This is a genomic window from Chitinophaga varians (assembly GCF_014529945.1).
In the GTDB taxonomy this organism is placed as follows: domain Bacteria; phylum Bacteroidota; class Bacteroidia; order Chitinophagales; family Chitinophagaceae; genus Chitinophaga; species Chitinophaga varians.
In genome coordinates this window covers 511617-537981 of record NZ_JACVFB010000003.1, presented here as the reverse complement: position 1 = coordinate 537981, position 26365 = coordinate 511617, and the positions used below count along the sequence as shown (strand labels likewise).

Genomic DNA, 26365 nt, shown 5'->3' with positions numbered 1-26365 from the left:
TAATTATCGCTCCAGGATCGCGGTAACGCCCATACCACCGGCGGTGCAGATAGATACCAACGCCCTGCCTTCGCCGCGTTCCTGGAGTATTTTGGCCGTTTGCGCCACAATTCTTGCCCCGGTGGCCGCAAAAGGGTGACCAATGGCCACACTGCCGCCTTTGGTGTTCAGCTTGCTGCGGTCAATACTTCCCAATGGAGCATCCAGTCCCAGTTTCTTACAGTAGGCGGCGTCTTCCCAGGCTTTGAGGGTACAGAGTACCTGTCCGCAGAATGCTTCATGAATTTCATACACGTCAAAATCCTGCAGGCGCAGGTTGTTGCGTTTCAGCAGCCTCGCTACGGCGTAGGTAGGCGCCATCAGCAACCCTTCTCCCTGTACATAGTCTACCGCGGCGGTCTCTCCGTCTGTCAGGTAAGCTTGTACCGGCCATTGTCTGCGCTGCGCATATTCTTCGGATGCCAGCAGCAAAGCTGCTGCGCCGTCGGTATAGATGGTGCTGTTGCCCGCGGTGAGCGTGCCTTTGCCGGTATGGTCGAAGGCTGGTTTCAGCATAGCTAATTTTTCGGGCGTAGTATCGGAGCGGATAATGGTATCGCGACTAACCTGTTTAAAGGGGATGACGAGGCCTTCGAAGAAACCGTCCATATAGGCATGGGTGGCGTTCATATGGCTGGTATAGGCCAGTGCGTCCTGGTCCTGCCGGCTGATGCCCCATTCCTGCACCATCTTTTCGGTATGCTGTCCCATCGAAAGACCGGTGCGCGGTTCCACGATGGAAGGATAGAGCGGCGACAGTTCGCGGAAACGGATGGAAGTGAGTATGCGTAGTTTTTCTCCCGGTGTTTTAGCCGCTTTGAGGGCGGTGAGCTTCCATGACAGCTGTTGTTGCAGCATCAGCGGCAGGTCGCTGTTGGTATCACTGCCGCCGGCGATGCCGGTTTCTATCTGTCCTGCTGCGATGCGCAGGCCCAGCTGGATAGCGGCATCGAGGCTGGTGCCACAGGCACGTTGTACATTGTAGGCAGGCGTGTGCGGATCGAGCGCAGTGCCCAGCACACATTCGCGGGCGAAGTTCCATTCGGTGGAGCGGTTCAGCAGCGCGCCCAGCGCCACGTCGCCGATACGGACGCCTTCCAGTTGATAGGTACTGACAAGCGCATGCAGACAGGTCGTCAGCATTTCCTGATTGGACACCCGGTTATATTCCCGGAACGACTTAACGAAAGGAATACGTTTCCCACCGATGATAGCCACTTTTCTCATAAAAGCGCATTTACTTAAAGGTACTTAAAATGAGAGAAGCGACCACGCTGTTATAGGCTGGTGACCTGATTGGGCAGCGGTGTGCCTTCGAAAGCGGCCAGGATGTTTTTCGCCGCCATCACCGACATGGCATTGCGGGTTTCCACGGTGGCGGAGCCAATATGTGGTAATACCGCCACAGTAGGCATATCGAGCAAGGAATTATCAGGCTGCATGGGTTCGGGATTAGTGACATCCAGCCCGGCGCCCCAGATGATGCCCTGTTGCAGTGCGGTAATCAGATCGGCCTCGTTGTGGATAGCGCCTCTGGCGGTGTTGATAAAAATGGCGGAGGATTTCATCTGCCGGAAGACATCTTTGTTGAACATACCGGTGGTTTCAGGTGTCAGCGCGGTATGCACAGAGAGCACATCACTCTGCGCCAGCAGTTCCTCGAAAGAAACCCTCACCGCACCGAGCTCTTTTTCTGCCGCTTCATTGCGGCCACGGTTATGATAAATCACTTTCATGCCGAACGCACTCACGCAGCGTTTGGCCATCACATGTCCGATGTTGCCCAATCCCCAGATGCCGAGTGTTTTCCCTTCCAGATCGATGCCCAGGTTGGCTGTCGGCTCGGAAAAATTCCATTCCCCGCGCAGGATACGTTTGTAATTGAAAAAGGCTTTGCGGGCCACTGACAGCATCAGCAGAAAGGCTGTATCGGCCGTAGCGGCACTTAATACGCCCGGTGTATTGGTCACCGGTATACGCAGTTCATTGGCAGCTGCCACATCTACTTTGTCATATCCTACGGACAGCAAAGCAATGATCTTCAGGTGACGGCACTGCTCCAGAAAAGGGCGGTCTATGTGGTTGTCGCTGGCCAGCAGCAATGCGTCGTACTGTTGACAATGCGCGATCAGCTCTGCCGCGGAGAGCCCGCGCTTTTCCGTCCACTGGGTAACGGTCAGGCCTGCACGTTGTAATAATGCCAATCCATCGGGTGGAATAACTCTTGTCGCAAATATTTTCATATTTGGTTATTTTTTTATTTAGATATTTTTTGAAGGATGAAGAAGTCTTCCATACTTAAGAAATCTCCCAATAACCAAATATCTAAATGTCTAAATATCTAAATGTCTAAATGTCTCATTCTTTTGCTCCATTTCCAGAGTTCAAACCACCATACAGATATCGCGCCAACGACGGCGCAGGTGAGCACGGAACGTGTATCCAATGCCGTGATACTGAAGAAACCCGCCACCGGCGGGATATACAGCATTGCTGCCAGCAATACCAGTGTGATCAGGACCACTCCTACCATCAGTTTGTTGCGATTGTTACGCATGCTGGTGATAAATGAATAATAGAAAGAGCGGTTGACCTGGGTGAGAAACACGTTGGCCAGCACCAGTGTGGTAAACACCATGCTGCGGGTATATATTTCGTCGTATCCCTGTGACAGGCTGTATTGATAGATGCCCAGTACGCCGGCGGTGATCATCAGTCCCTGCAGCAGGCTGATGGCCATCTCCCTGAAAGACAGGAATGTTTGGCTGATAGGCCTTGGCGGCAGCCGCATGGCGTTGGCTTCCATCGGTTCGTTTTCATAAACGATGGAGCAGGTGGGGCCCATGATCAGCTCCAGGAAGATCACATGTACCGGCGTGAAAATATTAGGATAGGCCCATCCCAGGAACAGTGGCAGCGATACGGTGAGGATGATGGGAATATGAATGGAAATAATGTATTGTACCGCTTTTTTGATGTTGGTATAAATTCTTCTGCCCATGGCCACGGCATCTACCATGCCGGAGAGGTCATCGTTTACCAGAATCAGCGCTGCTGCCTGTTTGGCGATCTCGGTGCCTTTCTTTCCCATAGCGATGCCGATGTGAGCGGCTTTCAGCGCGGGGCCGTCGTTGACGCCGTCGCCGGTCATGGCTACCACTTGGTTGTCTGCTTTGAGTGCGTTGATAGCGGCCAGTTTAGCTTCAGGGAACATGCGGGTGAAGATGTTGACCCGTTGCAGGGTGGCCTGCATATCGGGGAGGGATTGTTGCATCAGCGCTTCGCCGTCTATCGCTTCCGTGGCGTGCCGCAGCCCTGCCTGTGTGGCGATGGCTTTGGTGGTGGCGCTGTTATCGCCGGTGATGATCTTAATATCGATACCGGCCTGGTAAAACTGCCGGAAAACGTCGCCTATATTAGCTTTGGGAGGATCGTAAAAAGCAACCAGGCCCACAAAGGAAAATGGCAGTTCCTGCTGCTGCTCCGGATAATCTGTGCCGGTGAAGTCAGACGTAGCGACGCCTAATATGCGGTATCCTTTTTCTGCCAGTTGACTGAGCTGTTGTTGTACCTGTTTTTTTTCTGCCTCCGGCAGATGACAAACGCGGAGGATGGCTTCCGGTGCGCCTTTGGCGGCGATGATGCGTTGGCCTTCAGTTGTTTCAAAGACGTGGGTCATCATGGGTGGTTTGCCTTCCAGCGGATATTCATGAACGATACGGTATTGCGGGCGTTCATCCGTGGCCGTAGTTTGCGCGTACAACTGGTGCAGTGTTTTTTCCATGGGATCAAACGGTACCGGTTCGCTGGCCCACATAGCCGCGCGGATAACGGCAGCGGGCCATTGGCCGTCTTCATACAGCGTATGGTCGGCAGCGTTATACGCCGATTGCAGGCTCATTCTGTTTTCTGTGATAGTACCGGTTTTATCGGTGCAGATGACAGTGGCGCTGCCCAACGCTTCCACGGTGCGTATCTTCTTGACGATGATGCCCAGCTGCATCAGCCGCCTGGAACCGAGCGCCATGAAAGTAGTGAAGGCCACGGGTATTTCTTCCGGCAGGATAGACATAGCGAGGGTGAGGCCTTTGAGCAGGCTGCCGGTCAGGCTGCGGCTCTGGATAAAATTATAAAGCCATACGGCAAGGAATACCCCGATACCGATAATGGCCATCCATTTTACAAATTGTTCTATTTGTTGTTGCAACGGGGTGGGCTCTTCCCGTATGTCCAGGATGGCTTTGCCCAGCTGCCCTATTTTGGTTTGTTCCCCGATCTGTTCCACGCGGCAGATGGCGAGGCCGGACACCACTACGGTACCACTATATACGTAAGGATCATCGCTGTCTGCCTCCTTAAAAACGGCATAGGCTTCTCCGGTCAGGGCGGATTCATTAACAGAGAAATCGTTGCTGTGTACAATCACGCCGTCGGCGTTGATGGTGTTGCCTTCGGAGATGACCAGCATATCACCGATGACGATATCGGCGGTGGAGATGGATTGCAGCGTGCCGTTGCGGATGACTTTACTCAGCGGCTCATTCATTTTCTCCAGCGCTTCCAGGGCCTTACGGCTACGGCTATCCTGATAAAAAGAAATGCCGGATACCAACGCGATGGCCGCCAGCATAAAATAAGCCTCGCCCCATTCGCCCAATACGAAATAAATGGCTGTTACAGCGATCAGCAACATCAGCATGGGCTCCTGCAGTATCTCCTTCAGCAACGCCAGCACCGGATTGATGGACGGTTCCGGCGGAAGATTACGTCCGTTCTCTTCTCTGGAAGCAGCTACTGCTGCATCATCGAGGCCGCTGATATTTTCCGGGAGATTTATTTTTACTGCTGCCATACGCCAGATTTTTTGTTGATAGTGCCGTTGAAAACCGCCACAGTTTGCATCAGGATGGGGAAATAATAGTATGTCGAATATAACAAATAATAGCGGGGCAATGTGCAAAAGTGTTATCTTCCCGATAGAAACACGTCCGGAATGGTTCTTGTGGGCATATTTATCTAACTGTCGTCACAACTCATGCGGAAACCTGGCCCGAGCAATCTGTTTTTCAGATACCTCTATGCGAATAAATGGCTGGTAGCTGCCATCTGTATCGTTACTGTACTAAGACTTTCTTTTGTAGGCGCTATGGGGCTGATGCCTCAGGATGCGTATTATTTTTTTTATGGTCAGCATCTGGCGCTGTCCTACTTCGACCATCCGCCGGCTATTGCCTACACATTGCGGATTTTCACGGACGTATTGGGCAGGCATGCCTGGGCGATCAAGCTGGCCGATACGCTGGTAACGATCGGAACGTTGCTGGCCTTTTACCGGCTGTCCACCTTTTTCCTGTCGCGGCACCGTGCCTGGAACGCGGTACTGCTGCTGTATTCCACGCTGATGATCACGTTGCTGTCGCTGGTGTCTACGCCGGACGTGCCGCTGATGCTGTGGTGGAGTATTTCACTGATTGGTTTATATAAGGCGGTGTTTGAAGGGAGCCGCATCGCGTGGGTATGGACGGGCATTGCTATGGGACTGGCTTTTGACAGTAAGTATACCGGCATATTGTTACCCGCGGGCGCGATACTGTTTTTATTGTTGTCTGCCCGTTACCGGCACTACCTCTGGTCACCGTGGCTGTTGCTGGCCATTGCGTTCTTTTTGCTGACGATTTCTCCGGTGGTGATCTGGAATGTGGACAACCAGTTTGCCTCCTTCCGTTTTCAGTCGTCCGGGAGGGTCGGTGGCATGGAACTGCATCCGCTGGATTTCCTCGGTGTGATTGGTCATCAGGCGGCGGTGTTGATACCGGTATTGCTGGGCGCGTTGTTTTATTATCTCTACAAGGCGTTCAGGCGTTATCAGCGTAGCGGGTGGCGTATGCCGGCGAAGCAGTTGTTCCTGTTTTGTTTTTTCCTGCCGTCGTTTTTGGGTTTTATGGTGATTTCCCCCATTTATTGGGTGAAGCTGAACTGGATGATGCCGGCGTATATCACAGGAATTATCTGGGTGAGCGCCTGGATGGGCATGAAATATATCCGTTGGCAGTGGATCGTGTCGATGGTGGTGCATCTGGCGCTGGCGGTAGAGATACTTTTTTATCCGGTGCCTATTCATTCAGATGATACAATGATTGGCTGGGAGGGGCTGGGGAAGGCTGTGAGGGAGATACGCGGACAATACCCGAATGATTTTATTTTTTCGGCAGATGATTATAAAACGAGTGCCATGCTCAATTTTTATCTTCCTGAGCTGGTGTATTCAAGGAATGTTATTGGCGAGCCTGCGCTGCAATTTGATTATATAGGTACGGATCTGCGTAGGCTGGAGGGCAGGAATGCCATCTTTATTAATTCGCTGACCGATGTGGACGATGATAAGGATGAACAGGCCTTTGTAAAGGAATTGCACCCCTGGTTCTCCGACGTGGAGCCGTTGCCGCCTATTATCGTAAAACTGCATGGCAGGGTGGTACGTAAGTTTCTCGTGTACCGTTGTTTCGACTACAGGCCACCACAGCCGGCTGTGGAATAGCGGCCGTTTACAGGTCCAGTTCTTTTCTCACCAGTGGTACATTGTCTTCTGCGGCGGTGATCAGCATGGTAAGACTGTTATAGGTGGCGTTGTCCCAGGCGCCGGTATGTTTGATCTGATCGAAGCAGGGCTGTAGGTAGTCCATACCGAGGCTGTTGAAAGAGGTAGCTATCTTATGGGTTTGCTGTTTCAGGGCTTCGAGGTCTTTGTTGGCTGCGATTTGGCGGCAGTCTGCCGCATAATTCACCATCGCATCCAGATACATGGTGGCGATTTCTTTAAGGAAAGCATAGTCGCCGGCGCTGACGAGCAGGAGGTATTGAAAGGAGTAGGCGGGCGTGGCGACATTTTCCAATTGTCTGAGTTTTTCCGCAGCAGTGAGCATACGTGGGTTTCTTGAGGGTTTATAAATAGATCTGTACCATTAAGTTACGATAATCAGCCGGATTTTGTTGACGGCGGTCACTGATTTCGTTGATGACAATCATTGCATGTTGCCACATTTATCATTGTTCAGGGTTGGGGGTGGCGGTACCTTTGTGATGTCGGGAATATTTAATGTTTTTCTTTTTTTAATATGAACGCATATGTTTACCGGTTTCTTTTCCTCATCCCTGCAGCGGAGATTTTGTGAAGGCTTTCTTTTTTATCCGATCAGGAGGCTGCGCCAGTACGGAGGATATATTTTCAAACAATATAAATCCAAGTCTGGTATCAAAACGTTGTTGGACAACCAGCGGCAGATATTTGACTTCAATGGTTACTATGCGGCCGAACTGGCCCGGCAGTTGAAGGAAACAGCATTACCACATGCCGTGAAGCTCTCCCGTAAACTGGAAGCGCTGTATGTGGCCAGCCGGCAGGAGCATCATGCGGTGGGCTTTATGGAGTTCAATGAGATGATCATTAGTTATTACCGTGAACTGAGCACTTATCAGGCGGTAGTGTTGGAGAGCCTGGAAAAAGAAATGAAGCCGGCTATTCGTATCAAGGCTGATGACACGCCTTTACAGTCTTTCAGGCCCGATTACCACGGCAACGTGAGAGACGTGATGAAAGCCTTTATCCGGGAAAGTAACCGGACGGCCCGATATTTACAAAAATGTATTGATAGTGACAGTAATATTTATGATATTTGTGCAGATAGAAAAATGCAGGACCTGGTCAACAGCATCAAGGAAATGTCATTGATACAGCGTGGAATGGTTACCTTGCTGCAACACTGGGAGGACCAGCAACGACTAAATGGTCTGCAAGTGTATTATAATTAGCAGTACTTACTATGAACAACCGGGAAGAAATAAGGGGCAAGAATCTGCAAGACCAGCAGATATGCAGAGGGTGGCTAAGTATTTTGGAAGGATTGAGAAAAGAGAACACAGCACTGTTGGACAGGCTGACTGCCTCTCTGCGCCATACCAATTCCCGGGAGTTTCTGGACCAGGCCGAATCGTTTCAGGAAAAGATGATCAGTAAAAATGAATCGCTGAAACTATTACGGCATGAGGTGATGGAGCAGCTGGACTGGCTGGATATTGTGCCACAGCCCAGAGAAGAGGCGCCACACGACTGGCCGGTGCTGACGCAGGATATGCGGAAAATGCAGGAAGAATTTGAAAAGATGAAAGCGGCGTTCAATAACCTGCTGCGCAACTGGCAATTAGAGTAGATACCTGAATGATTGATAAATGAGAAGGAAGACGATTGTAAAAGATGTAATGTGAATGTGCGGGGGAAAGTGTAGCGAAATGATGAGAAAGACAGCGTGGATGTAAAGATGGTGAAAGTGAGTGTAGGGATGGTTTGTGAATGGATGGGAATGTGAAAGTGCTATGCGGCGATGATGGGTTTGAAATTGTGGGGAATGTGAAAGTGATGATGTGTGGAGATCATTTTTTGTTCCCCGGGCTCACTGGCCCGGGGCAAAAAGTGCTTTAAGCCGGATCAGTTGCGCATCGCGGCGATTTTATCTTTTTCCATCAGCACAATGGTACCGTCGCGCAATGTAATCAGTTGTTCGTCCCTGAAATCCCCGAGGGTACGTATGAGCGACTCCTTGGCCACTCCGGCCACAGCAGCCAGGTTCTCCCGGCTGATATCTATTTCAAAATGTGTTTTTTGTGTGGTGTTGTACTTATGGTCCAGCGTAATCAGGGCAGAAGCCACTTTTTTACGCAGGGAGCTGTAAGCCAGCGCAATCAGTTGCTGTTCTTTTTCTGCAATGTTTTTGGCCAGCAGTTGCACAAAACGGCTCAGCACTTCCGGATTGTTATTCACCAGGTCTTCAAAATCCTGGTGCGGAATGATGGCCAGTACGGTATCTTCAATCGCTTCGGCACTTTCCTGATAAGCGCCTGCTTCCAGTAAAGCGGTATAACCCAGAAAATCTCCTTCGTTATATAACCCGGTGATCAGCTCTTTACCATCATCATTGCGCTGATAGATCTTCACCTTGCCTTCCATGATATAGTAAAGGCTCTCGGGCCGGTTGCCGGCCGCGTAAATCTGTTGTTTTTTCTTATAATGATTGGTGTTGCGGCCTTCCTTCAGCGATGCCAGGAGGTCTTTCCCTGATGTGCTGGACAACAGGGTATGCAGTCCGCTGATGCCGGAGGCTTCCGGTTGTCTTATTTCCGCGCATCTCCGGAGGCGGCTTTCAATGGCGCTGAGTAGTTCGGCGCCTTCAAACGGTTTGGTGATGTAATCGTCGGCGCCCATCTCCATTCCTTTTCTGACATCGGTGCGTTCGGTTTTGGCGGTCAGAAAAATGAAGGGGATAGGCCGGAGGCTTTCATTCTTATGTAGCATATGCAATACGCCGTAGCCGTCCAGCACGGGCATCATGATATCGCATACAATGAGATCGGGCTGTTGCTCCAGGGCTATGGTCACACCCTCTTTGCCGTTGGAGGCCGTCAGTACATGGTAATTGGCCAGTTCAAGAATCTCCGCCAGGTTATCACGGATATCTTTGTTGTCTTCGATTAACAGGATTTTTTCCAAGATATGTCAGGTTTTGGGGGTGGGAATATGAACGATGAATTCGGTGCCTTTGTTTGGTTCACTGTGACAAGTCACCTGTCCTTTCATCAGTTCCGTGTACTTGGCCACAATATGGAGGCCGAGTCCGGTGCCCTGAATGTTTTCCACATTGCTGCCGCGGAAAAATCTTTCAAACAGGTGCTGTTGGTCTTCTGATTTAATGCCAATTCCGCAGTCTTTTACCGACAGGGTAAGCCGATAGGGAGTAGACAACGTACGTACATAAACGATACCCTCTTCAGGAGAGAATTTTAATGCGTTGGATACCAGGTTGGTGAGCACGTGGCGAAGCAGGTTACCATCGAAGGTGCTTTCTGCCGGGCCTTCGTGGCTGTATACCACCTGTTGTTTGCCCCGTTTCAGTCCTTCGGCTTCTGCCAGTATTTTTTCAACATGTTTCCGTGTGTCGGTCAGCGCAGGCCGTACCTGTATTTTGCCTTCCTCAATTTTTCCGAGTGACAGGAAATCATTCAGGATGTCGGTCAGCAGATGTACGGCGGACGCAATCTTCCGGATATGCGCCAGTCGTTTGGGTTGGTCTTCTGTGGTGGTGTATTTCTCCAGCAGGTAGGTAGATGACAACACGGTGCTCAGCGGTGTACGGAATTCATGTGAAGCGATAGAGACGAACCGGGATTTGAGTACGTTGAGCTCTTTTTCCTTGTCCAGTGCCTGCCGCAGCTCTGCTTCCGACTTCCGCCGGGCGGAAATGTCGAGGCCTATGGCGATATAGCCGGTGATCAGCTGGTTTTCATCCCGTATAGCCGATACCGTTAACGCCACGGGAAACCGGCTACCGTCTTTGCGGATGTAAGTCCATTCGTTTTCGTTGGGCAGGTTCAGCCTTGCTTTGACGGTAAGGGTGTTGAAGCCGGCTTCTACCGGCTGTTGCAGCTCTTCCGAGAGCTGGGCAGCCCGAAGCTCCAGCTCCTCAAAGTCGTGAAACTGTATCAGGGCGCCGGTGTCTGTCACCTCGCAGGCGGGATATCCCAGCATTTTTACCGCTGCGGGATTAAAGAACCGGATATGTCCCATCGGTTCGGTGACAATCAGAATCGCGTCAAGATTGGTCCAGATACTGTTGAGGAAATTACTGACCCGCCGGTAGGCAGATTCCTTGCCCGCCATGATGTGCGCTTCCAGCTGTTGAGCGTCCTGCGCGCGTTTCAGCGCGTCGGCGGTTTGCTGTTGCGTGGAAATATCGGTGACAAAACAGATCTGGTGATGCTGGTCGTCCTGCAGATAGGAAGTACTGCTTACTTTTACGGGCAACGCCTGTCCGTTTTTACAACGCAGCCATGAACGGATATCGCCGGCCAGCAGGGAGTCCATCGGTTTGCCCTGCACTTCTTCCGCAGTATAGCCGCTCCATTCCAGAAAACAGGGATTGGCCGCCTGAATCAGGCCGGCCCCGTCTACCAGGAGGATGCCCTGGGTAGCATGATTGAAGAGCAGCTCAAAACCGGGCATACGTGCCGTGCTTGTGATGGTCATGGGTCTGAAAGGGTCTGTATAAAAATAAGGAATCCATTGTTATAAAAATACAGGTCGTTCGATTTCGGACCATCTCTTTTGACAAATGGATAGATAAATTTAAATTTTAATTGGTAAAAATATCATTTTGACATGACTGTAAAATTGTCAATGCCATGATCGGGATATTTTGAGGAGAGGAAGTAGGTTGATGACGGCCTTCGGTACGGTAAGTCTCCAGGCGTAACGAAACAGTGGTGAGGGTAAAAAAAACTGATGAGGATTATTTCTGATTGATGGGCGTTTCTATAATCAGAAACTCGGTTTCTTCGCCGTGTTGCAGGCTGATTTCGCTCGCTTCCCAGATACCCATGGCATCGCGGGGATGCAGCACCTGGTTGTTCACTTTCAGGGTCCCTTCTATCAGGAAGATAAAAAGACATTTATTGAGTGGTTGGAGGGTATAAGGCACAGAGCCGGGCAGATCATAGTAGCCAAGGGTGAGCCGGCTGTTTTGATTGATCCAGCAGTGTTCCTGGCCTTCTTCGGAGGACACGATGGTGGTGAGGCGGTTTTTTCTTTTGTTGCGGGGAAAACTTCTCTGCTGGTAGCGGGGGGTAATGTTCTGTAACTTAGGTTGGATCCATATCTGAAGAAAATTTACGTTGCCTTCGCCTACATTGTATTCTTCATGTCTTAATCCTTCTCCGGCGCTCATGATCTGTACGCCGCCGGCTTCTATTTTGGTGCTGTAGCCCAATGTGTCTTTGTGGTTCATTTTGCCTTTCAGCAGCACGGAGATGATCTCCATGTTCATATGCGGATGGATACCGAAGCCTTTTCCGGCGGCCACAACATCATCGTTGAAAGCCAGCAGCGTACCAAAGGCGCTGCGCATGGGATGGCAAAAGTCGCTGAAGCTGAAGAAGAAGTTGCTTTTCAGCCATCCAATGTCTTTTACCCCTCTCTCACCGGCAGGGAAGTATTGTGTTTTCATAGTCAATGGGGTTAAGTTTCACGCAAAGCCGCTAAGCAGCAAAGACGCAAAACAAAATAAGATAACAAGATCAGATTGTTCCTGGTTGCTTAGCTGCTTTGCGTCTTTGCGTGAAGAAATTAGCTGTTGAAAGAATTGTAGCTGCTGATCAGGCTGTCGTAGCTGCTACCCAGTGATTCCACCTGGTATTCATCTATTTTGCCTTTTTCAGCGCTGTCACGCATTATTTTTTTCGCAGTGATCAGGAAGTCATTCACACGATCATAGAAAGATTTATAGTAGCCATCCTTGTTTTCCTTTTTAGCATTGTCCAGGTTCAGCTGGCTGTGTTCACCCTTGGCTTTTTCCAGTGCAGCATAAGCGGCTTCTGCTTTTTGTTTGATGGCGTTGTAATTTCCCTCGCTGCCTTCTGCCAGTTCCACGAAGTCGCGTACTGCTTTCAGGTCGGCTTTCATGGCGAGGATATAATCTTTCAGCGGGCTCTCTTTCAGTACAATGGCTTCACTGGCGTCAGCGATTTCATTGACTTTTTTCATCAGGATGGCTTTGTCGGCCATCAGCTGTTGGGAGCTGGCACGGATAGAATCTACCAGTGCAAACCCTTTGGCGCTTTTATCGTCTTTGAAGTCTTCCGCCTTCAGGTAGTCGGCCAGTTGTTTGTACTGCTCCTGCAGCTTTTTGAAACTGGCGGTATAGGCAGGTACTTTTTCTTTGAAGAATTTTTTGTCGTCGCTGTTCAGTTCATCTACCGGTTCATCTGCCTTTACTTTATTGATGCCTCTGGGCATGTCGAAGTAGGTAGGGGTAATGATGCCGATAAAAGCGAAGTGGTCGGAAGGGTTCTTCAGGCCTTTTTCAATTTTGTCAACATTATCTGCCACCCGGGTGATATAGTTGTTCTGTTTGTTGGCCATATCGATCAACAGATTGGTGTATTCAATAACATGGCTGGCCTTTTCTACGGAGTTATTTTCATAGGCGGCTGCCGGGCCTTTGCCACCTTTGCCGTTGTCACACGATACAGATACAGAGAGCATAGCCACACCAATGGCTGCATAAAGGAACTTTTTGTTCATAGTGAAATGGTGATTATTTGGATTAAACAAATGACCGGGGTAATTTGATTGTTAATGCCGCAAATATAATATTTAAAACGTCTAAATACAATCCGGAGGGTTCAGGTTGTTATCTCCGGTACAAAATCTGTGACCTGATCTGCATTCGTTTCTCACCATTTAAACCCGGATAACCATGGCAAAGAAAAAGACAACGCTTCCCGATAAGAAGGCGGAGCAGTTGGCCCCACATACCGAAGAGGGCGCAGATCAGTACCTGACCACCAACCAGGGGGTTCGTATCAATGATAACCAAAACACGCTGAAAGCGGGGGAGAGAGGGCCTTCCCTGCTGGAAGATTTTATCATGAGGGAAAAAATCACCCATTTTGATCACGAACGGATACCGGAACGTATTGTACATGCCCGTGGAGCCGGTGCACACGGATATTTTCAGGTATATGAGTCCATGGCGGCCTATACAAAAGCCGGCTTCCTCTCCGATCCGGCCCGGCGTACTCCTGTGTTTGTAAGATTCTCCACAGTGGCTGGTTCCCGCGGTTCTACGGACCTCGCGCGGGACGTCAGGGGCTTCGCCGTCAAGTTTTACACCGATGAAGGTAATTATGACCTTGTCGGTAACAACGTGCCGGTATTTTTTATTCAGGACGCGATGAAGTTCCCCGATTTTGTACATGCCGTGAAACCAGAGCCACATAATGAGATACCGCAGGCAGCCTCCGCGCATGATACCTTCTGGGATTTTATTTCCATTGTGCCGGAATCCATGCATATGATCATGTGGGTGATGAGCGACAGGGCTATTCCCCGCAGCCTGCGCATGATGGAAGGCTTTGGCGTACATACGTTCCGGTGGATCAATGAAGCAGGCAAAGGTTGTTTTGTTAAGTTCCATTGGAAACCCCTACTAGGCGTGCACTCCGTCGCCTGGGAAGAAGCGCAGCAGATCTCCGGCAAGGACCCTGATTTTCATCGCCGGGACTTATGGAATGCCATTGAGGCCGGTAATTTTCCGGAGTACGAATTAGGGGTGCAGCTGATACCGGAGGAAGATGAACATAAATATCCTTTCGATCTGCTGGACCCGACCAAGCTCATTCCGGAAGAAGTAGTGCCGGTGAAGCGCATCGGGAAGATGGTACTGGACCGTAACCCGGACAATTTTTTTGCCGAAACCGAACAGGTAGCTTTCCATCCGGGGCATCTGGTGCCAGGCATCGATTTTACCAATGATCCTTTATTACAGGGACGGTTGTTCTCCTATCTCGATACACAGCTGTCGCGCCTCGGTAGTCCCAACTTTCATGAGATACCGGTCAACCGGCCCGTGGCGCCGGTCCATAATAATCAGCGTGACGGACATATGCGGCAAACCATCAACAGGGGCGGCACTTCCTATGAGCCCAATACCATCAGTGCCGGATGCCCTTTCCAGGCAAAGGTGGCAGACGGCGGCTTCAGCTCCTATACCGAGCGCATCGACGGACAAAAGATACGTGGCCGAAGCAAAAGTTTCTTCGATCATTTCAGCCAGGCCGCATTGTTCTATCACAGTCAGTCAACGGCAGAACAACGCCACCTGATCAATGCGCTGCGTTTTGAACTGGGTAAAGTCACCAATGTGGATATACGTGTTCGTATGGTGGGGCTGCTTGCCCAGGTGGATGATGGTCTGGCTACCGCCGTAGCGGAGGGGTTAGGCCTGACAGTGCCGGCACAGCCGGAACAACCGATAAACCGGAGCATTCCGGCTGATGGTGATCCGGAGCAGTATCAGCCGCATACGGTGAAACAACCGGTAGAAAAATCAGACGCGCTCAGTATGGCCCATACCGTGAAAGACACGGTCAAAACCAGACAGGTAGCCTTTCTGATAGCCGATGGGGTAGATGCTACCAGTGTTACCGCCATGAAAGAGGCGCTGCTGAAAGCCGGCGCACAGGTACAGCTGATAGCACCACGACAGGGGGCTATACAAACAGCCGGGGGCAGTAGTGTGGAGGCCGACCAAAGCCTTTTGGGCGCTGCTTCTGTGCTCTTCGATGCGGTATATGTGCCCGGTGGCGCTGATAGTGCAGCATCATTAGCATCACATCCGGATGCTATCCGGTTCATCAATGAAGCTTATCGTCATTGTAAGGCGCTCGCCGTGCACGGTGAGGGGCTGCAGGTGCTCAAAGCCACGCTGGTGCCACCGCAGGAAGCACCCGGCGTGGTGGTCAACGGACAGCCGAAGGCGTTTATAGCGGCGATGGCGCAGCACCGGTTCTGGGAACGCGAGTAGTGCACGCAAAGGCGCTAAGCAGCGAAGGCGCAAAGAAAATAGATAAGAAAACAAAGAAAACAAAGGAGCGAAGATCAAATTTGATCTTCGCTCCTTTGTTTTCTTATTAATCTTATTAAAATCTTCGCTCCTTTGTTTTCTTATTAATCTTATTAAAATCTTCGCTCCTTTGTTTTCTTAATTAATCTTATTAAAATCTTTGCTCCTTTGCTTTCTTATTAATCTTATTAAAATCTTTGCGCGCTTTGCTGCTTTGCGCCTTTGCGTGATTATCTTTAATCACATGAAGACTACCATTCTTGTCTGCACCTTGATGGCTGCTGCCGTCAGTATTGCTGCCCAGTTCAAAGATCCACGGCCGGTAAAGCCGAAGCCTAACATTATCGTTTTTCTGGTAGATGATATGGGTTGGGAGGATACATCGGTCCCTTTCTGGGACCAGGTGACGGAGAAGAATAAACGTTTCCGTACGCCCAATATGGAGCGGCTGGCCAAAGAAGGGGTGAAGTTTACCAATGCGTATGCCACGCCGGTATGTACGCCATCGCGGGTGAGTATGATCACAGGGATGAATGCTGCGCATCATGGTGTTACCAACTGGACGTCGCCGCGGAAGGACGTCAATGCGGACGCGCCGGACAACACATTGGAAAGCGCTCCCTGGAACCACAACGGCTTTAGCCCGGTAGAGGGCGTGCCACATACCGTATATGCCACACCGTTGCCCGCTTTGCTGAAAGGTGCGGGTTACTATACTATCCATGCCGGCAAGGCCCACTGGGGCGCGATGGGCACGCCGGGCGCCAATCCATACAATATGGGTTTTCTGGTGAATATTGCCGGCCATGCGGCCGGGCATCCGCAGAGTTACCTGTCGGAGGAGAACTACGGCAATATGCCGGGTAAGGCCACCGCGCAGGCGGTGCCTGATCTGGAGGAATATTATGGCACCGGCACCTTCCTCACGGAGGCGCTTACACGGGAAGCGCTGAAGGCCCTGGATGAACCGGTCCACAGGCGACAGCCTTTTTATCTGTACCTCGCACACTACGCGGTGCACATGCCTTTGCAGGCAGACAAGCGCTACTATCAACATTATCTGGGCATGGGGCTGGACGAGGCCGAAGCGAAATACGCATCGCTGATAGAAGGGATGGACGCCAGTCTGGGGCAGGTGATGGACTACCTTGCCTCGCGGAAGATCGCAGACAATACCATCATCCTTTTCATGAGCGATAACGGTGGACTAAGCCTTGCGCCGCCGCGGGGTGGCGCGCCACATACCCAGAATTTGCCACTGCGTGCCGGCAAAGGATCGGTGTATGAAGGTGGCATCCGGGAACCGATGCTGGTGAAGTGGCCGGGGGTAACCCAGGCTGGCAGCGTAGCGCAGCAGTATGTGATGGTGGAGGATTTTTTCCCTTCTATATTGGAAATGGCCGGTATAGAATTGTATAATGCCGTTCAGCAGATAGATGGCCGGAGTTTTGTGCCGGTCCTCCGGAAGCCGGCTACAGCAGACTCTCTGCGGACGTTGGTATGGCATTATCCGAATAAATGGATTCCGGACGGTGGTCCGGGTATCAATTATAAAAGCGCGCTCCGGCAGGGACGCTGGAAGGTGGTGTATGACCAGCAGCAAGGCAGTGCAGAGCTGTACGATCTTGTGGCGGATATTGGTGAAAAGCGCGATCTGGCGGCTGTTTACCCCGGTAAGGTACAGTCGTTGCTGGCGCTGTTATCACAGCAATTGAAACAGTGGCATGCGCCGATGCCGATATTGAAAGCGAGTGGAAAACCTTTACCGTGGCCGGAAAATAAACGGTAACCTGGAGGAAAGTAAAGGCCTTTTTTAAAATTTGGTGTCGTACATTTGTGGCTTGTTACTAACAGTGTAACAGTTGTAGGTTATATGGTGACTGGAATAATCTTATCCGAGTCTCGATAGAAGAGGCTATCCCTTATAATGGATAGCCTCTTTTATTTTTCTATTTACTTATTTACTTATTTTCTCCATTGTCTTTTGCGTCTTTGTCATGACGCTGTGCGTTCAGGGCTTTCAGTTTGGCCTGCTGATCAGGAGTGAGGATGGTCTGGTACTGCTGTTTGCGATAGGCGGCAATTTCTTTTTTACCGTTACCGTCTTTCTGGCCGGAGGCTTTCAGCGCATCTTTGCGGCGGATGCATTCTGTGTTGACAGCCAGCACCTTTTTATATTGATCATCTGTCAGGTTCAGTTTTGTTTTCAGCTCGTCCGCATACTGGGCAGCACGTTGTTCCGGAGCAGGTAATGCTTTGGGCGCTTTGGCTGGTTTAACCGGCGCCTGTTTGGCGGGAGCAGCTGGAGCAGGAGCAGTGGGAGCGGTTTGGGCGAAGGCCGGAGCAACAGCCAACATAATAGCGATAGCAGCGATTAACTTTTTCATGTGTTTTAAAGTTTTGTATGCCTGTTAATTCAATTTCCTTGCCATTGGGCCAAAACTTGCCCGGCAGCGGCTTAAAATTTCATTAAAACATACAGGAGGGGTGATTGGTTTAGCTGACTTTGATCTTTTTACGGTAGGCAGAAGGGGAGAGGCTGGTGACCTGTTTGAAAAGGCGGGTGAAGTAGGACGCTGATTGGTAGTTGAGTTCAAAGGCAATGCCGGCGATATCGCGGGAAGGGTCTTGCAGGAGGATCTGGCTGTGAAGGATACTGATTTCGTTGATCCATTGTTTGGGTGGTTTGCCGGTTGCCTCCTTCACACATTTATTCAGGTAGTTTTCGGAGATATTGAGTTGTCGCGCGTAATATTCCACTGTTTTTTCCCGAAGATGATGGCGTTGTACTTTTTCCCGGAAGCGCAGCGATATATCCAGGCTGCGGTTGAGCGTCACAGGACGCGGAGATTCGTGCAGCAGTATTTTATTGAGCAGGGCACGGAACAGTGGCACACATATTTCCATGGAGCCGTTGATGAGGCTCAGTTCTTCTTCCAGCAGCGCGCTGAGGTGTGCCAGCCATTTCACGGCTTTCGCCGGCAGTGTCACAAATGGGGTGGCAAAGAAAAAGTTAAGCAGGCTGTTGTTGAGCGAAAGCCGGTTAATAATTTCATTTTCATATACAATAAAAAAACCGGTGGCGTCCGGTGATATTTCCAGGGTAGCGGTGATGCTGCCTTGTTTGATGAGCAGCACAGAGTTGGCTTCCAGTTTATAGGAAGATACCTCCAGCTGTTGTACGATCGTGCCTTTGGTGACGAAGAGCAGGAAATTGAAAGAGGTTCGGTAGGGTGGCACGGGAATGACGATGTTGCGCAGATAATTTTCGATGCGGTATACCTGTAGCTGCGCATCGTTGAACAGTACCTGCCTGGATACGCCCGGGAGGAAGGATTTCTTATATTCGAAATTGGTAAATAATTTAACGGATGATTTCATGCCCGCTACTAAGGTAGCATGATTTGTGAAAAAAAATGCGGGATTTGTGCTATTCATCGGTTGTTTTAACATCTACCTTGCAACCAGTAAATGAAAGCCATCTCTAGGTACATATTATTACTGTTTTTCCTGATTGGGTTTACTTTCACAGGCCACAACAAAACTCCTTTATTGTCTGCCAGGGCCGGTCACCAATCCAATGAAGCGGGAAAAAATTGTTCGGATACCTTGTTGTCAACAAAAGACTGTCTCGATTTTTTGCAGCTGTTTTCTTTTGTGAATGACGAGACTTCCGACGATGAGAGCGATGTATTTCATTCCTCCCGTTTTCAACGTTTTACCACACTTTTTGCCGCTTATTACCAGGCGTTGTTCCTGACTACAGATAGTACCGTATTGACTGGCCAATGCCGTTTAGTGCATCCGGACAGCGCGGTGAAGCGGGTTCCCCGTTTTATACTGTTCCATACCCTTATTATTCCTTCTCATCAGGCATAATCTGCCACCTTTCTTTTTTCTTTTATTGATTTAAATGGCGCCGGTGTTGCCGGAAATGTGCGCCATACGGGCTTACAAATGCCGTAAATTAATATATGAAAAAGAGTTAGAATATTCTTATTTTTTCTTCTGTCAACTAAAATTTCTACTGAAAAACCTGAATTTAGTTATATTAAAATTAATTATATGCATTTAACACCGCGAGAAACGGAAAAGCTGTTGCTTCATCTGGCTGGGGAACTGGCTGCCAAACGCAAAGCACGTGGACTGAAACTCAATTACCCGGAAGCGATAGCGCTCATCAGCAGCGAACTGCTGGAAGCCGCACGGGATGGCAGATCAGTGGCTGAGCTGATGCAGTACGGCGCTACCATCCTCACCCGGGAAGATGTCATGGAAGGCATTCCCGAAATGATCCATGATGTACAGATAGAAGCCACCTTTCCCGATGGCACTAAACTCGTCACCGTTCACCATCCTATCCGCTAACCGTTAAAACCATTCAACATGATACCCGGAGAGTATTTTCTCGCCAACGGCGATATCCACTGCAACGAAGGCCGTCAAACCGTCACCATCAAAGTGATCAATACCGCCGACAGACCGGTGCAGATAGGTTCCCATTACCATTTCTTTGAAGTAAACCGTCAGATGAGCTTCGACAGAGCCCTGGCTTTCGGTAAAAGACTCAATATCCCCGCCGGCACCGCCGTACGTTTTGAGCCCGGAGAAGAAAAAGAAGTACAGCTGGTGGAACTGGGCGGCGCCCGCCGTGCCTTCGGCCTCAACCAGCTCGTTAACGGCGATACCGCCCTCGAATCCAGCAAGGAAAAAGCAATGGCCAAACTCGCAGCCTCCAACTTCAAAAACAAGCAATCATGAGCCTGATCATCAACAGAGAACAATATGTGAATATGTACGGTCCCACCACAGGCGACAAAGTTCGTTTAGGCGACACCGATATTATCATCGAAATAGAAAAAGACTTTAACCACTACGGTGATGAAAGTAAATTCGGCGGCGGCAAAACCGTTCGCGACGGCATGGCCCAATCCAGCACTGCTACCCGCGATCAGGGCGTACTGGACATGGTGATCACCAACGTGGTGCTGATCGACCACTGGGGCATCGTGAAAGGTGACCTCGGCATCAAAGACGGCAAAATCGTAGGTTTCGGTCAGGCCGGCAATCCTGACACCATGGACGGTGTAGAACGTAATATGGTGATCGGCGCTTCCACCGAAGTACACGGCGGCAACGGCCTCATTGCCACGGCCGGCGGTATCGACACGCACATTCACTTCATCAGCCCGCAACAGATAGAAACGGCGCTGTTCAGCGGCATCACCACCATGATCGGCGGCGGTACCGGTCCGGCTGACGGCACCAACGCCACCACCGTTACCCCCGGTAAATGGTACATCGCCAAAATGCTGCAGTCGGCCGACGACTTCCCGATGAACCTCGGCTTCTTCGGTAAAGGCAACTGCGCCACTGAAGCACCTATCGCTGAACAGGTGGAAGCCGGCGCCCTCGGCGTGAAAATACACGAAGACTGGGGCGCTACGCCTGCGGTAATTGACGCGGCGCTCAACGTAGCGGATAAATATGATGTGCAGGTAGCGATCCATACAGACACGCTCAACGAAGCAGGCTTCCTGGAAGACACCATCAACGCCATTAACGGCCGCGTGATCCACACCTTCCACACAGAAGGCGCCGGCGGCGGTCACGCACCCGATATCATCAAAGCGGCGATGTATCCCAATGTGCTCCCGGCTTCTACCAACCCTACCCGGCCTTATACCGTGAACACCATCGATGAACACCTCGATATGCTGATGGTATGCCACCACCTGAGCAAAAGCATCCCGGAAGACGTCGCCTTCGCCGACTCCCGTATCCGCCCGGAAACCATCGCCGCAGAAGATATCCTGCATGATATGGGCGTGTTCAGCATCATGAGCTCCGACTCACAGGCGATGGGACGTGTAGGCGAGGTCGTTACCCGCACCTGGCAAACCGCCGATAAAATGAAGAAACAACGCGGCTTCCTCGATGAAGATGCTACCGCGCAAAGCGACAACTTCCGCGCTAAACGTTACGTGGCTAAGTACACGATCAACCCGGCCATCGCACATGGCATCGATGAGTATGTAGGTTCCGTGGAACCCGGCAAGATCGCTGATATCGTGCTGTGGAAACCAGCCCTCTTCGGCGCTAAGCCGGAAATGATCATCAAAGGCGGTATGATCATCGCCGCTAAAATGGGCGATCCTAATGCATCCATTCCGACACCCCAACCGGTGATCCTGCGCACGATGTTCGGCGCTCACGGTCGCGCTATGCATCAGACCTGCGCCACCTTTGTATCTAAAGCATCCCTCGAAAAAGGTATCGTGGAAGAATATGGTCTGCAAAAAATGGTGCTGCCCGTATCCGGTTGCCGCAACATCTCCAAAAGAGATCTGATTCACAACGATAAAACACCGGAGATCACTGTCAACCCTGAAAACTACGAAGTAAGGGTAGATGGCGTGCATATCACCTGTGAACCGGTGGATACCGTGCCTTTAGCACAGCGGTACTTCCTGTTCTAAAAACAGTACATCATGATTATTGATAAAATCATCGGCAATACCGGCACCACCTCCCTGGAAGGCCGTACCACAGACCCTTTGCTGCTGGAGTGGTTTGAAACCACCAAACGCATTCAGCGTAAACACACGCAGGGGGGCATGGAGATAGCTATCCGTTTCCTGAAAGAAGGACAACGCCTGCGTATCGGCGATATCCTCTATATGGACGACAGCCGGGCGGTAGTGATAGATATTATTCCCAGCGACGCGATCGTGGTCACCCCACGGTCGCTGCCGGAAATGGGCAGCGTATGTTATGAGATCGGCAACAAACACCTGCCTGTTTTCATTCAGGACGATCAGGTGCTGCTGCCCTTTGAAGAGCCTATCTACCGCTGGCTGCTGGCAGCCGGGTATCAGACCGAAAAAGCACATACCAAACTAACCAACCTGCTGAATGCCAACGTGCAACCACATTCGCATGGCAGCAGCGGCGGCAGTTCCCTTTTCTCAAAAATTATGAGCCTTGCAGCAAAAGAACGATAACATCATGGCAGCCAACTTCCTGGGCAGCCTGCTGCACCTCAGCGATCCCACGCTGCCGATCGGCGGTTACTCCCATTCCAATGGGCTGGAAACCTACGTGCAAGCGGGCGTGGTAAACAATGTATCATCTGCGGAGATGTTTGTGCAACATATGCTCACCAACAATCTGCAATACAACGATGCGGCGTTCGTATGCCTCGCTTACCGCGCTGCGGCCGCTGATGATCTGACGGCATTGCTGGCACTGGATGAAGAGGCATCGGCACTCAAAATGCCGAGAGAGATACGGCAGGCCAGCCAGAAGTTAGGCGTGCGACTGATGAAAATATTCAGCCGGCAGCAGCGCTATACGCTGGCGCAGCAATACGAGGCGGCGACCGTCGCTAAAAAAGCGGAAGGCCACTACAGCATCGCCTACGGACTATATGCCTGCCTGATGGGCGTGCCGCTACCGGAAGCGTTGTATGCTTTTTATTACAACGCAGCCGTGGGGATGGTCACCAATGCCGTGAAGCTGGTGCCGCTGGGACAGCTGGACGGGCAGGACGTATTGTTTCGTATGCAGCCAGTCATCCAGTCTCTGGTAAACACCACCCTGGAGCTGGACCGTGACCTGGTAGGCGTGTGTAACATCGGCTTCGATATCCGCTGTATGCAGCATGAGCAGCTGTATTCCAGACTTTATATGTCTTAATTAACAAACAAATAATTACCATGAGCGATAGAAAATATGTGAAAATAGGGGTGGCCGGCCCGGTAGGTTCCGGTAAAACCGCGCTGATAGAACGGTTGTCCCGCGCACTGATGAACACCTACGACATGGGTGTGATCACCAACGATATTTATACCAAAGAAGATGCTGAATTCCTCACTAAAAACAGCCTGCTTCCCAAAGAACGCATCATCGGCGTGGAAACCGGCGGTTGCCCGCACACGGCCATCCGTGAAGATGCCAGCATGAACCTCGAAGCAGTGGATGAAATGGCGGCACGCTTCCCCAATATTGAACTGATCCTGATCGAAAGCGGTGGTGATAACCTCTCTGCTACATTCAGTCCCGATCTGGCAGATGTGACCATCTTCGTGATAGACGTAGCAGAAGGAGATAAGATACCCCGTAAAGGCGGTCCCGGTATCACCCGCTCCGACCTGTTGGTGATCAACAAAATAGACCTCGCACCTTATGTGCATGCAGACCTCGGCGTGATGGAGCGGGATGCCCGCAAAATGCGTGCAGGCAAACCGTTTGTATTTACCAACCTGATGTCATTGCAGGGGCTGGACACCGTGATTGGCTGGATTAAAAAATATGCCCTGCTGGAGGACACAGTAGAACCAGCATTGGTCAGGTAATTACAAAATCAATTACGAATTACGAATGGAGGATTCCCTGGTAATCGTAATTCGTAATGCGCAATTCGTAATTCAATATGAATAGACTTAGCTTAATAAGCGGATACAAAAACGGGCGTTCCTGGCTGAAAGACAGCTATTGCACACGGCCTTTCAAATTGGCCAATGTGGGCATCTACCGGCAGGACCCGGCTTTGTATCTGATGGTGATGAGTTCTTCGCCGGGCATTCTCGACGGAGACCATTACGACATCGATATCCGCACGGAATCGCACAGCAGGCTGCAATTGCAGTCGCAGTCCTATCAGCGGCTGTTTAATATGAAAAACGGTGCGCAGCAGCAACAACGTATCCACATGGAAGGGCAGAGCGTATTCAGCTATGTGCAGCATCCGGTGGTGCCGCATGAAAATGCGGTCTTTAAATCGCATACCATAGCGCATCTGGAAGATGACTGCCAGTTTACTTTCGGGGAGATCATCACCTGTGGCCGCAAACATTCCGGTGAAGTGTTCCGTTTTTCCCGACTGCACAACATCACCGAAATATATCACCGCGGGAAACTCATCCTGAAAGATAATCTGCTGCTGCAGCCGCAGCTGCTGCCGATGCAGGCCATCGGTCAGATGGAAGGATATACACACCAGGCGACATTGCTGCATATCAATACCGGTACGGCCGATATGGAAACGCAGCTGACAGCGTTGCGGCAGATGCTGGAAGAAGAGCAGGGTATTATAGGCGGTGTGTCGCTGCCGGATGCCCGTTGCCTCGTGGTACGTATACTGGGCAATGGCGGAGAGCAGCTGTACGACTGCCTGCGGAAAATGCAGCGGTATTACTGGCAACATACCGGCAATAACACTGTCAATGAAACAATTAAAACAGCTATCGCATGAATATAGGATTAACAACGCTGGTGGTATCTGCGGTAACGATCAGTTGTCTGCATACCGCCACCGGCCCGGACCATTACCTGCCGTTCATTGTGCTGTCCCGTTCCAAAAAGTGGACGATGTCTAAAACGGTGTTCTGGACGGTGCTTTGCGGCTTTGGACATATTCTCAGTTCCGTTGTTATCGGGTTGATAGGCGTATTGCTTGGCTGGCAGCTGTCGAAGCTGACCTGGTTCCAGGATGTCAGAGGTAATATGTCCGGCTGGTGCCTGCTGGGCTTTGGCGTGGTGTATTTATTATGGGGACTGCGCCAGGCTTATCTGAACAAGCCTCACAAACATTTTGACGTATATGAAGGTGGTGATATCTATGTGTATGAACATCGGCATGGAGATATCGTTTATCCGCAAAACCGCGTAAAGGTAACGCCCTGGATATTGTTCGCCATTTTTGTGATGGGGCCCAGTGAGCCGCTGGTGCCACTATTGTTCTATTCCGGTTCACATCGTTCTTCGCTGGAAGTAGTCGTGTTGATCAGCGTTTTCACGATCACGACCGTACTCACCATGCTGGCCATGGTGCTGATTGGCTGCTATGGTTATTCTTTTCTGAAAACAGATAAGCTCGAAAGATATGTACACGCCATCGGCGGCGCTGTAGTCACCATGTGTGGCATCGGCATGGTGTTTCTCGGGTGGTAAAAAATTAATTGTAACTAATCTTGTTCCTCGTTATCATCTAAACAAATAAAAGTGACACAACGGAAACCACTTATCCTCCCTCTCCTGAGGGGGGTAGGGCAAATCATGCTCCAAAACAACGCCTGGACAGGTGCGCTTTTTCTGGCAGGAATCTTCTATGACTCAGTCGTGATGGGTATTGCCGCTGTTGTGGCGGTTGTTACCGGCACGCTGACGGCTACACTGCTCCGTTACAACGAAGCCGATATTGAAGCCGGTTTGTATGGCTTCAGTGCCACATTGGTAGGCGTAGCGCTGACTTTCTACTTCAATCCTGTTCCGCTGGTGTGGCTGGCTGTGGTGCTGGGCGCAGCAGCAGCCACATGGCTACAGCATCAGCTCATTCGTCGTGGCTGGCCGGGATTTACGTTCCCTTTCATTCTCGTAACGTGGATATTGTTGTACCTGTTCCATCATGTATATACGCCGGGAGCCGCTGCCGCTGTGGCCAGCACCATGCCGGTAAGTGACGATTTTACCACGGCGACCAACGGTTTTGGAGAGGTGATTTTTCAGGGTAGCGTGATAGCCGGCATTATCTTTTTTATTGCCGTATTTATCAGTTCACCGATCGCCGCGCTGTATGGCGTATGTGCTTCCCTGTTAGGGGCCTTCATTTCGCTGGAATTCGCAGAGCCGGCCACTGATATCCATATGGGATTGTTCAGCTTCAACGCGGTGCTATGCGCCATCGCTTTTGCCGGCAATAAGCCCCGCGATGGTATCTGGGTATTGTTTTCCGTCGTGCTCTCTGTATTGTTGGATGTGGGGATGCTGCAGCAGCATATGGCTGTGTTAACCTTCCCATTTGTAGCCGCGTGCTGGATTACACTGGGCTTGCAGTATCTCCTGCAAAAGATAGGGATCAAAATAAAAGACTAACA

General features: G+C 50.7%; 25 protein-coding genes. 15 read left to right on the top strand and 10 right to left on the bottom strand.

The window, feature by feature from the left end:
- Window positions 1-3 precede the first annotated feature (3 nt).
- From ICL55_RS16550 to ICL55_RS16540, 3 genes are all read right to left on the bottom strand, one after another.
- Window positions 4-1266, bottom strand: a complete 1263-nt coding sequence (locus ICL55_RS16550; RefSeq protein ID WP_188099228.1) for an acetyl-CoA C-acetyltransferase — start codon at window positions 1264-1266, stop codon at window positions 4-6.
- Window positions 1267-1316: 50 nt separating this feature from the next.
- Window positions 1317-2282, bottom strand: coding sequence for a 2-hydroxyacid dehydrogenase (locus ICL55_RS16545; RefSeq protein WP_188099226.1), 966 nt, complete (start codon window positions 2280-2282; stop codon window positions 1317-1319).
- A 98-nt stretch (window positions 2283-2380) separates the two neighbouring features.
- Window positions 2381-4891, bottom strand: coding sequence for a cation-translocating P-type ATPase (locus ICL55_RS16540; RefSeq protein ID WP_188099224.1), 2511 nt, complete (start codon window positions 4889-4891; stop codon window positions 2381-2383).
- Window positions 4892-5074: 183 nt separating this feature from the next.
- On the opposite strand from ICL55_RS16540, the gene ICL55_RS16535 reads away from it, so the two are divergent.
- On the top strand, window positions 5075-6577 hold the full coding sequence (locus ICL55_RS16535; protein ID WP_188099222.1) for an ArnT family glycosyltransferase: 1503 nt from the start codon (window positions 5075-5077) through the stop codon (window positions 6575-6577).
- Window positions 6578-6584: 7 nt separating this feature from the next.
- Here the strand turns inward: ICL55_RS16535 and ICL55_RS16530 are convergent, their stop codons facing one another.
- A complete protein-coding gene (locus ICL55_RS16530) occupies window positions 6585-6962 on the bottom strand; it encodes a hypothetical protein (protein WP_188099219.1) in 378 nt (125 codons plus the stop codon).
- Between the two features lie 202 nt (window positions 6963-7164).
- Between ICL55_RS16530 and ICL55_RS16525 the strand changes: the two genes are divergently transcribed.
- Window positions 7165-7848, top strand: coding sequence for a hypothetical protein (locus ICL55_RS16525; RefSeq protein WP_188099217.1), 684 nt, complete (start codon window positions 7165-7167; stop codon window positions 7846-7848).
- 11 nt (window positions 7849-7859) lie between these two features.
- Window positions 7860-8246: a hypothetical protein gene (locus ICL55_RS16520; RefSeq protein ID WP_188099215.1), complete on the top strand. Its 387-nt coding sequence runs from the start codon at window positions 7860-7862 to the stop codon at window positions 8244-8246.
- 275 nt (window positions 8247-8521) lie between these two features.
- Here ICL55_RS16520 and ICL55_RS16515 read toward each other — a convergent pair whose 3' ends face one another.
- The 4 genes from ICL55_RS16515 to ICL55_RS16500 all read right to left on the bottom strand — a co-directional run bounded on the left by ICL55_RS16515 (window position 8522) and on the right by ICL55_RS16500 (window position 13165).
- Window positions 8522-9580, bottom strand: a complete 1059-nt coding sequence (locus tag ICL55_RS16515) for a response regulator (protein ID WP_188099213.1) — start codon at window positions 9578-9580, stop codon at window positions 8522-8524.
- A 6-nt stretch (window positions 9581-9586) separates the two neighbouring features.
- The gene (locus ICL55_RS16510; protein WP_188099211.1) at window positions 9587-11113 is read right to left on the bottom strand and encodes a sensor histidine kinase; all 1527 of its coding nucleotides are present in this window, start codon (window positions 11111-11113) and stop codon (window positions 9587-9589) included.
- Window positions 11114-11375: 262 nt separating this feature from the next.
- A complete protein-coding gene (locus tag ICL55_RS16505; protein WP_188099210.1) occupies window positions 11376-12089 on the bottom strand; it encodes a pirin family protein in 714 nt (237 codons plus the stop codon).
- Window positions 12090-12208: 119 nt separating this feature from the next.
- Window positions 12209-13165, bottom strand: a complete 957-nt coding sequence (locus tag ICL55_RS16500) for a YiiG family protein (RefSeq protein WP_188099208.1) — start codon at window positions 13163-13165, stop codon at window positions 12209-12211.
- 175 nt (window positions 13166-13340) lie between these two features.
- On the opposite strand from ICL55_RS16500, the gene ICL55_RS16495 reads away from it, so the two are divergent.
- Window positions 13341-15449 carry a catalase gene (locus tag ICL55_RS16495; protein WP_188099206.1) on the top strand — a complete coding sequence of 703 codons (2109 nt, stop codon included), beginning with the start codon at window positions 13341-13343 and terminating at the stop codon, window positions 15447-15449.
- Between the two features lie 283 nt (window positions 15450-15732).
- Window positions 15733-17277 (top strand): sulfatase, encoded by a 1545-nt coding sequence (locus tag ICL55_RS16490; protein WP_188099204.1) that lies wholly within the window; start codon window positions 15733-15735, stop codon window positions 17275-17277.
- 172 nt (window positions 17278-17449) lie between these two features.
- Here the strand turns inward: ICL55_RS16490 and ICL55_RS16485 are convergent, their stop codons facing one another.
- Together ICL55_RS16485 and ICL55_RS16480 are read right to left on the bottom strand one after the other, a co-directional pair.
- A complete protein-coding gene (locus ICL55_RS16485; protein ID WP_188099202.1) occupies window positions 17450-17875 on the bottom strand; it encodes a hypothetical protein in 426 nt (141 codons plus the stop codon).
- A 109-nt stretch (window positions 17876-17984) separates the two neighbouring features.
- Entirely contained in the window at window positions 17985-18869 is an 885-nt protein-coding gene (locus tag ICL55_RS16480) for a helix-turn-helix domain-containing protein (RefSeq protein WP_188099200.1), read from the bottom strand.
- A gap of 228 nt (window positions 18870-19097) precedes the next feature.
- On the opposite strand from ICL55_RS16480, the gene ICL55_RS16475 reads away from it, so the two are divergent.
- The 10 genes from ICL55_RS16475 to ICL55_RS16430 all read left to right on the top strand — a co-directional run bounded on the left by ICL55_RS16475 (window position 19098) and on the right by ICL55_RS16430 (window position 26363).
- Window positions 19098-19367 carry a hypothetical protein gene (locus tag ICL55_RS16475; RefSeq protein WP_188099198.1) on the top strand — a complete coding sequence of 90 codons (270 nt, stop codon included), beginning with the start codon at window positions 19098-19100 and terminating at the stop codon, window positions 19365-19367.
- 186 nt (window positions 19368-19553) lie between these two features.
- Window positions 19554-19856, top strand: a complete 303-nt coding sequence (gene ureA / locus ICL55_RS16470) for an urease subunit gamma (protein WP_188099196.1) — start codon at window positions 19554-19556, stop codon at window positions 19854-19856.
- 18 nt (window positions 19857-19874) lie between these two features.
- Complete coding sequence (gene ureB / locus ICL55_RS16465; protein ID WP_188099194.1) at window positions 19875-20249, top strand: urease subunit beta; 375 nt, start codon at window positions 19875-19877, stop codon at window positions 20247-20249.
- Complete coding sequence (gene ureC, locus ICL55_RS16460) at window positions 20246-21967, top strand: urease subunit alpha (RefSeq protein ID WP_188099192.1); 1722 nt, start codon at window positions 20246-20248, stop codon at window positions 21965-21967. Before ureB ends, ureC begins: the two co-directional genes overlap by 4 nt.
- 12 nt (window positions 21968-21979) lie before the next feature.
- Window positions 21980-22492, top strand: coding sequence for an urease accessory protein UreE (gene ureE / locus ICL55_RS16455; protein ID WP_188099190.1), 513 nt, complete (start codon window positions 21980-21982; stop codon window positions 22490-22492).
- Complete coding sequence (locus tag ICL55_RS16450) at window positions 22473-23186, top strand: urease accessory protein UreF (protein WP_246496401.1); 714 nt, start codon at window positions 22473-22475, stop codon at window positions 23184-23186. The genes ureE and ICL55_RS16450 overlap by 20 nt, the downstream gene beginning before the upstream one ends.
- 20 nt (window positions 23187-23206) lie before the next feature.
- Window positions 23207-23845: an urease accessory protein UreG gene (gene ureG, locus ICL55_RS16445; RefSeq protein WP_188099188.1), complete on the top strand. Its 639-nt coding sequence runs from the start codon at window positions 23207-23209 to the stop codon at window positions 23843-23845.
- Window positions 23846-23922: 77 nt separating this feature from the next.
- Entirely contained in the window at window positions 23923-24744 is an 822-nt protein-coding gene (locus ICL55_RS16440; protein WP_188099186.1) for an urease accessory protein UreD, read from the top strand.
- Window positions 24741-25442, top strand: a complete 702-nt coding sequence (locus tag ICL55_RS16435) for a hypothetical protein (RefSeq protein ID WP_188099183.1) — start codon at window positions 24741-24743, stop codon at window positions 25440-25442. Before ICL55_RS16440 ends, ICL55_RS16435 begins: the two co-directional genes overlap by 4 nt.
- 51 nt (window positions 25443-25493) lie before the next feature.
- Window positions 25494-26363 carry an urea transporter gene (locus tag ICL55_RS16430; protein WP_343067803.1) on the top strand — a complete coding sequence of 290 codons (870 nt, stop codon included), beginning with the start codon at window positions 25494-25496 and terminating at the stop codon, window positions 26361-26363.
- Window positions 26364-26365: the final 2 nt, after the last annotated feature.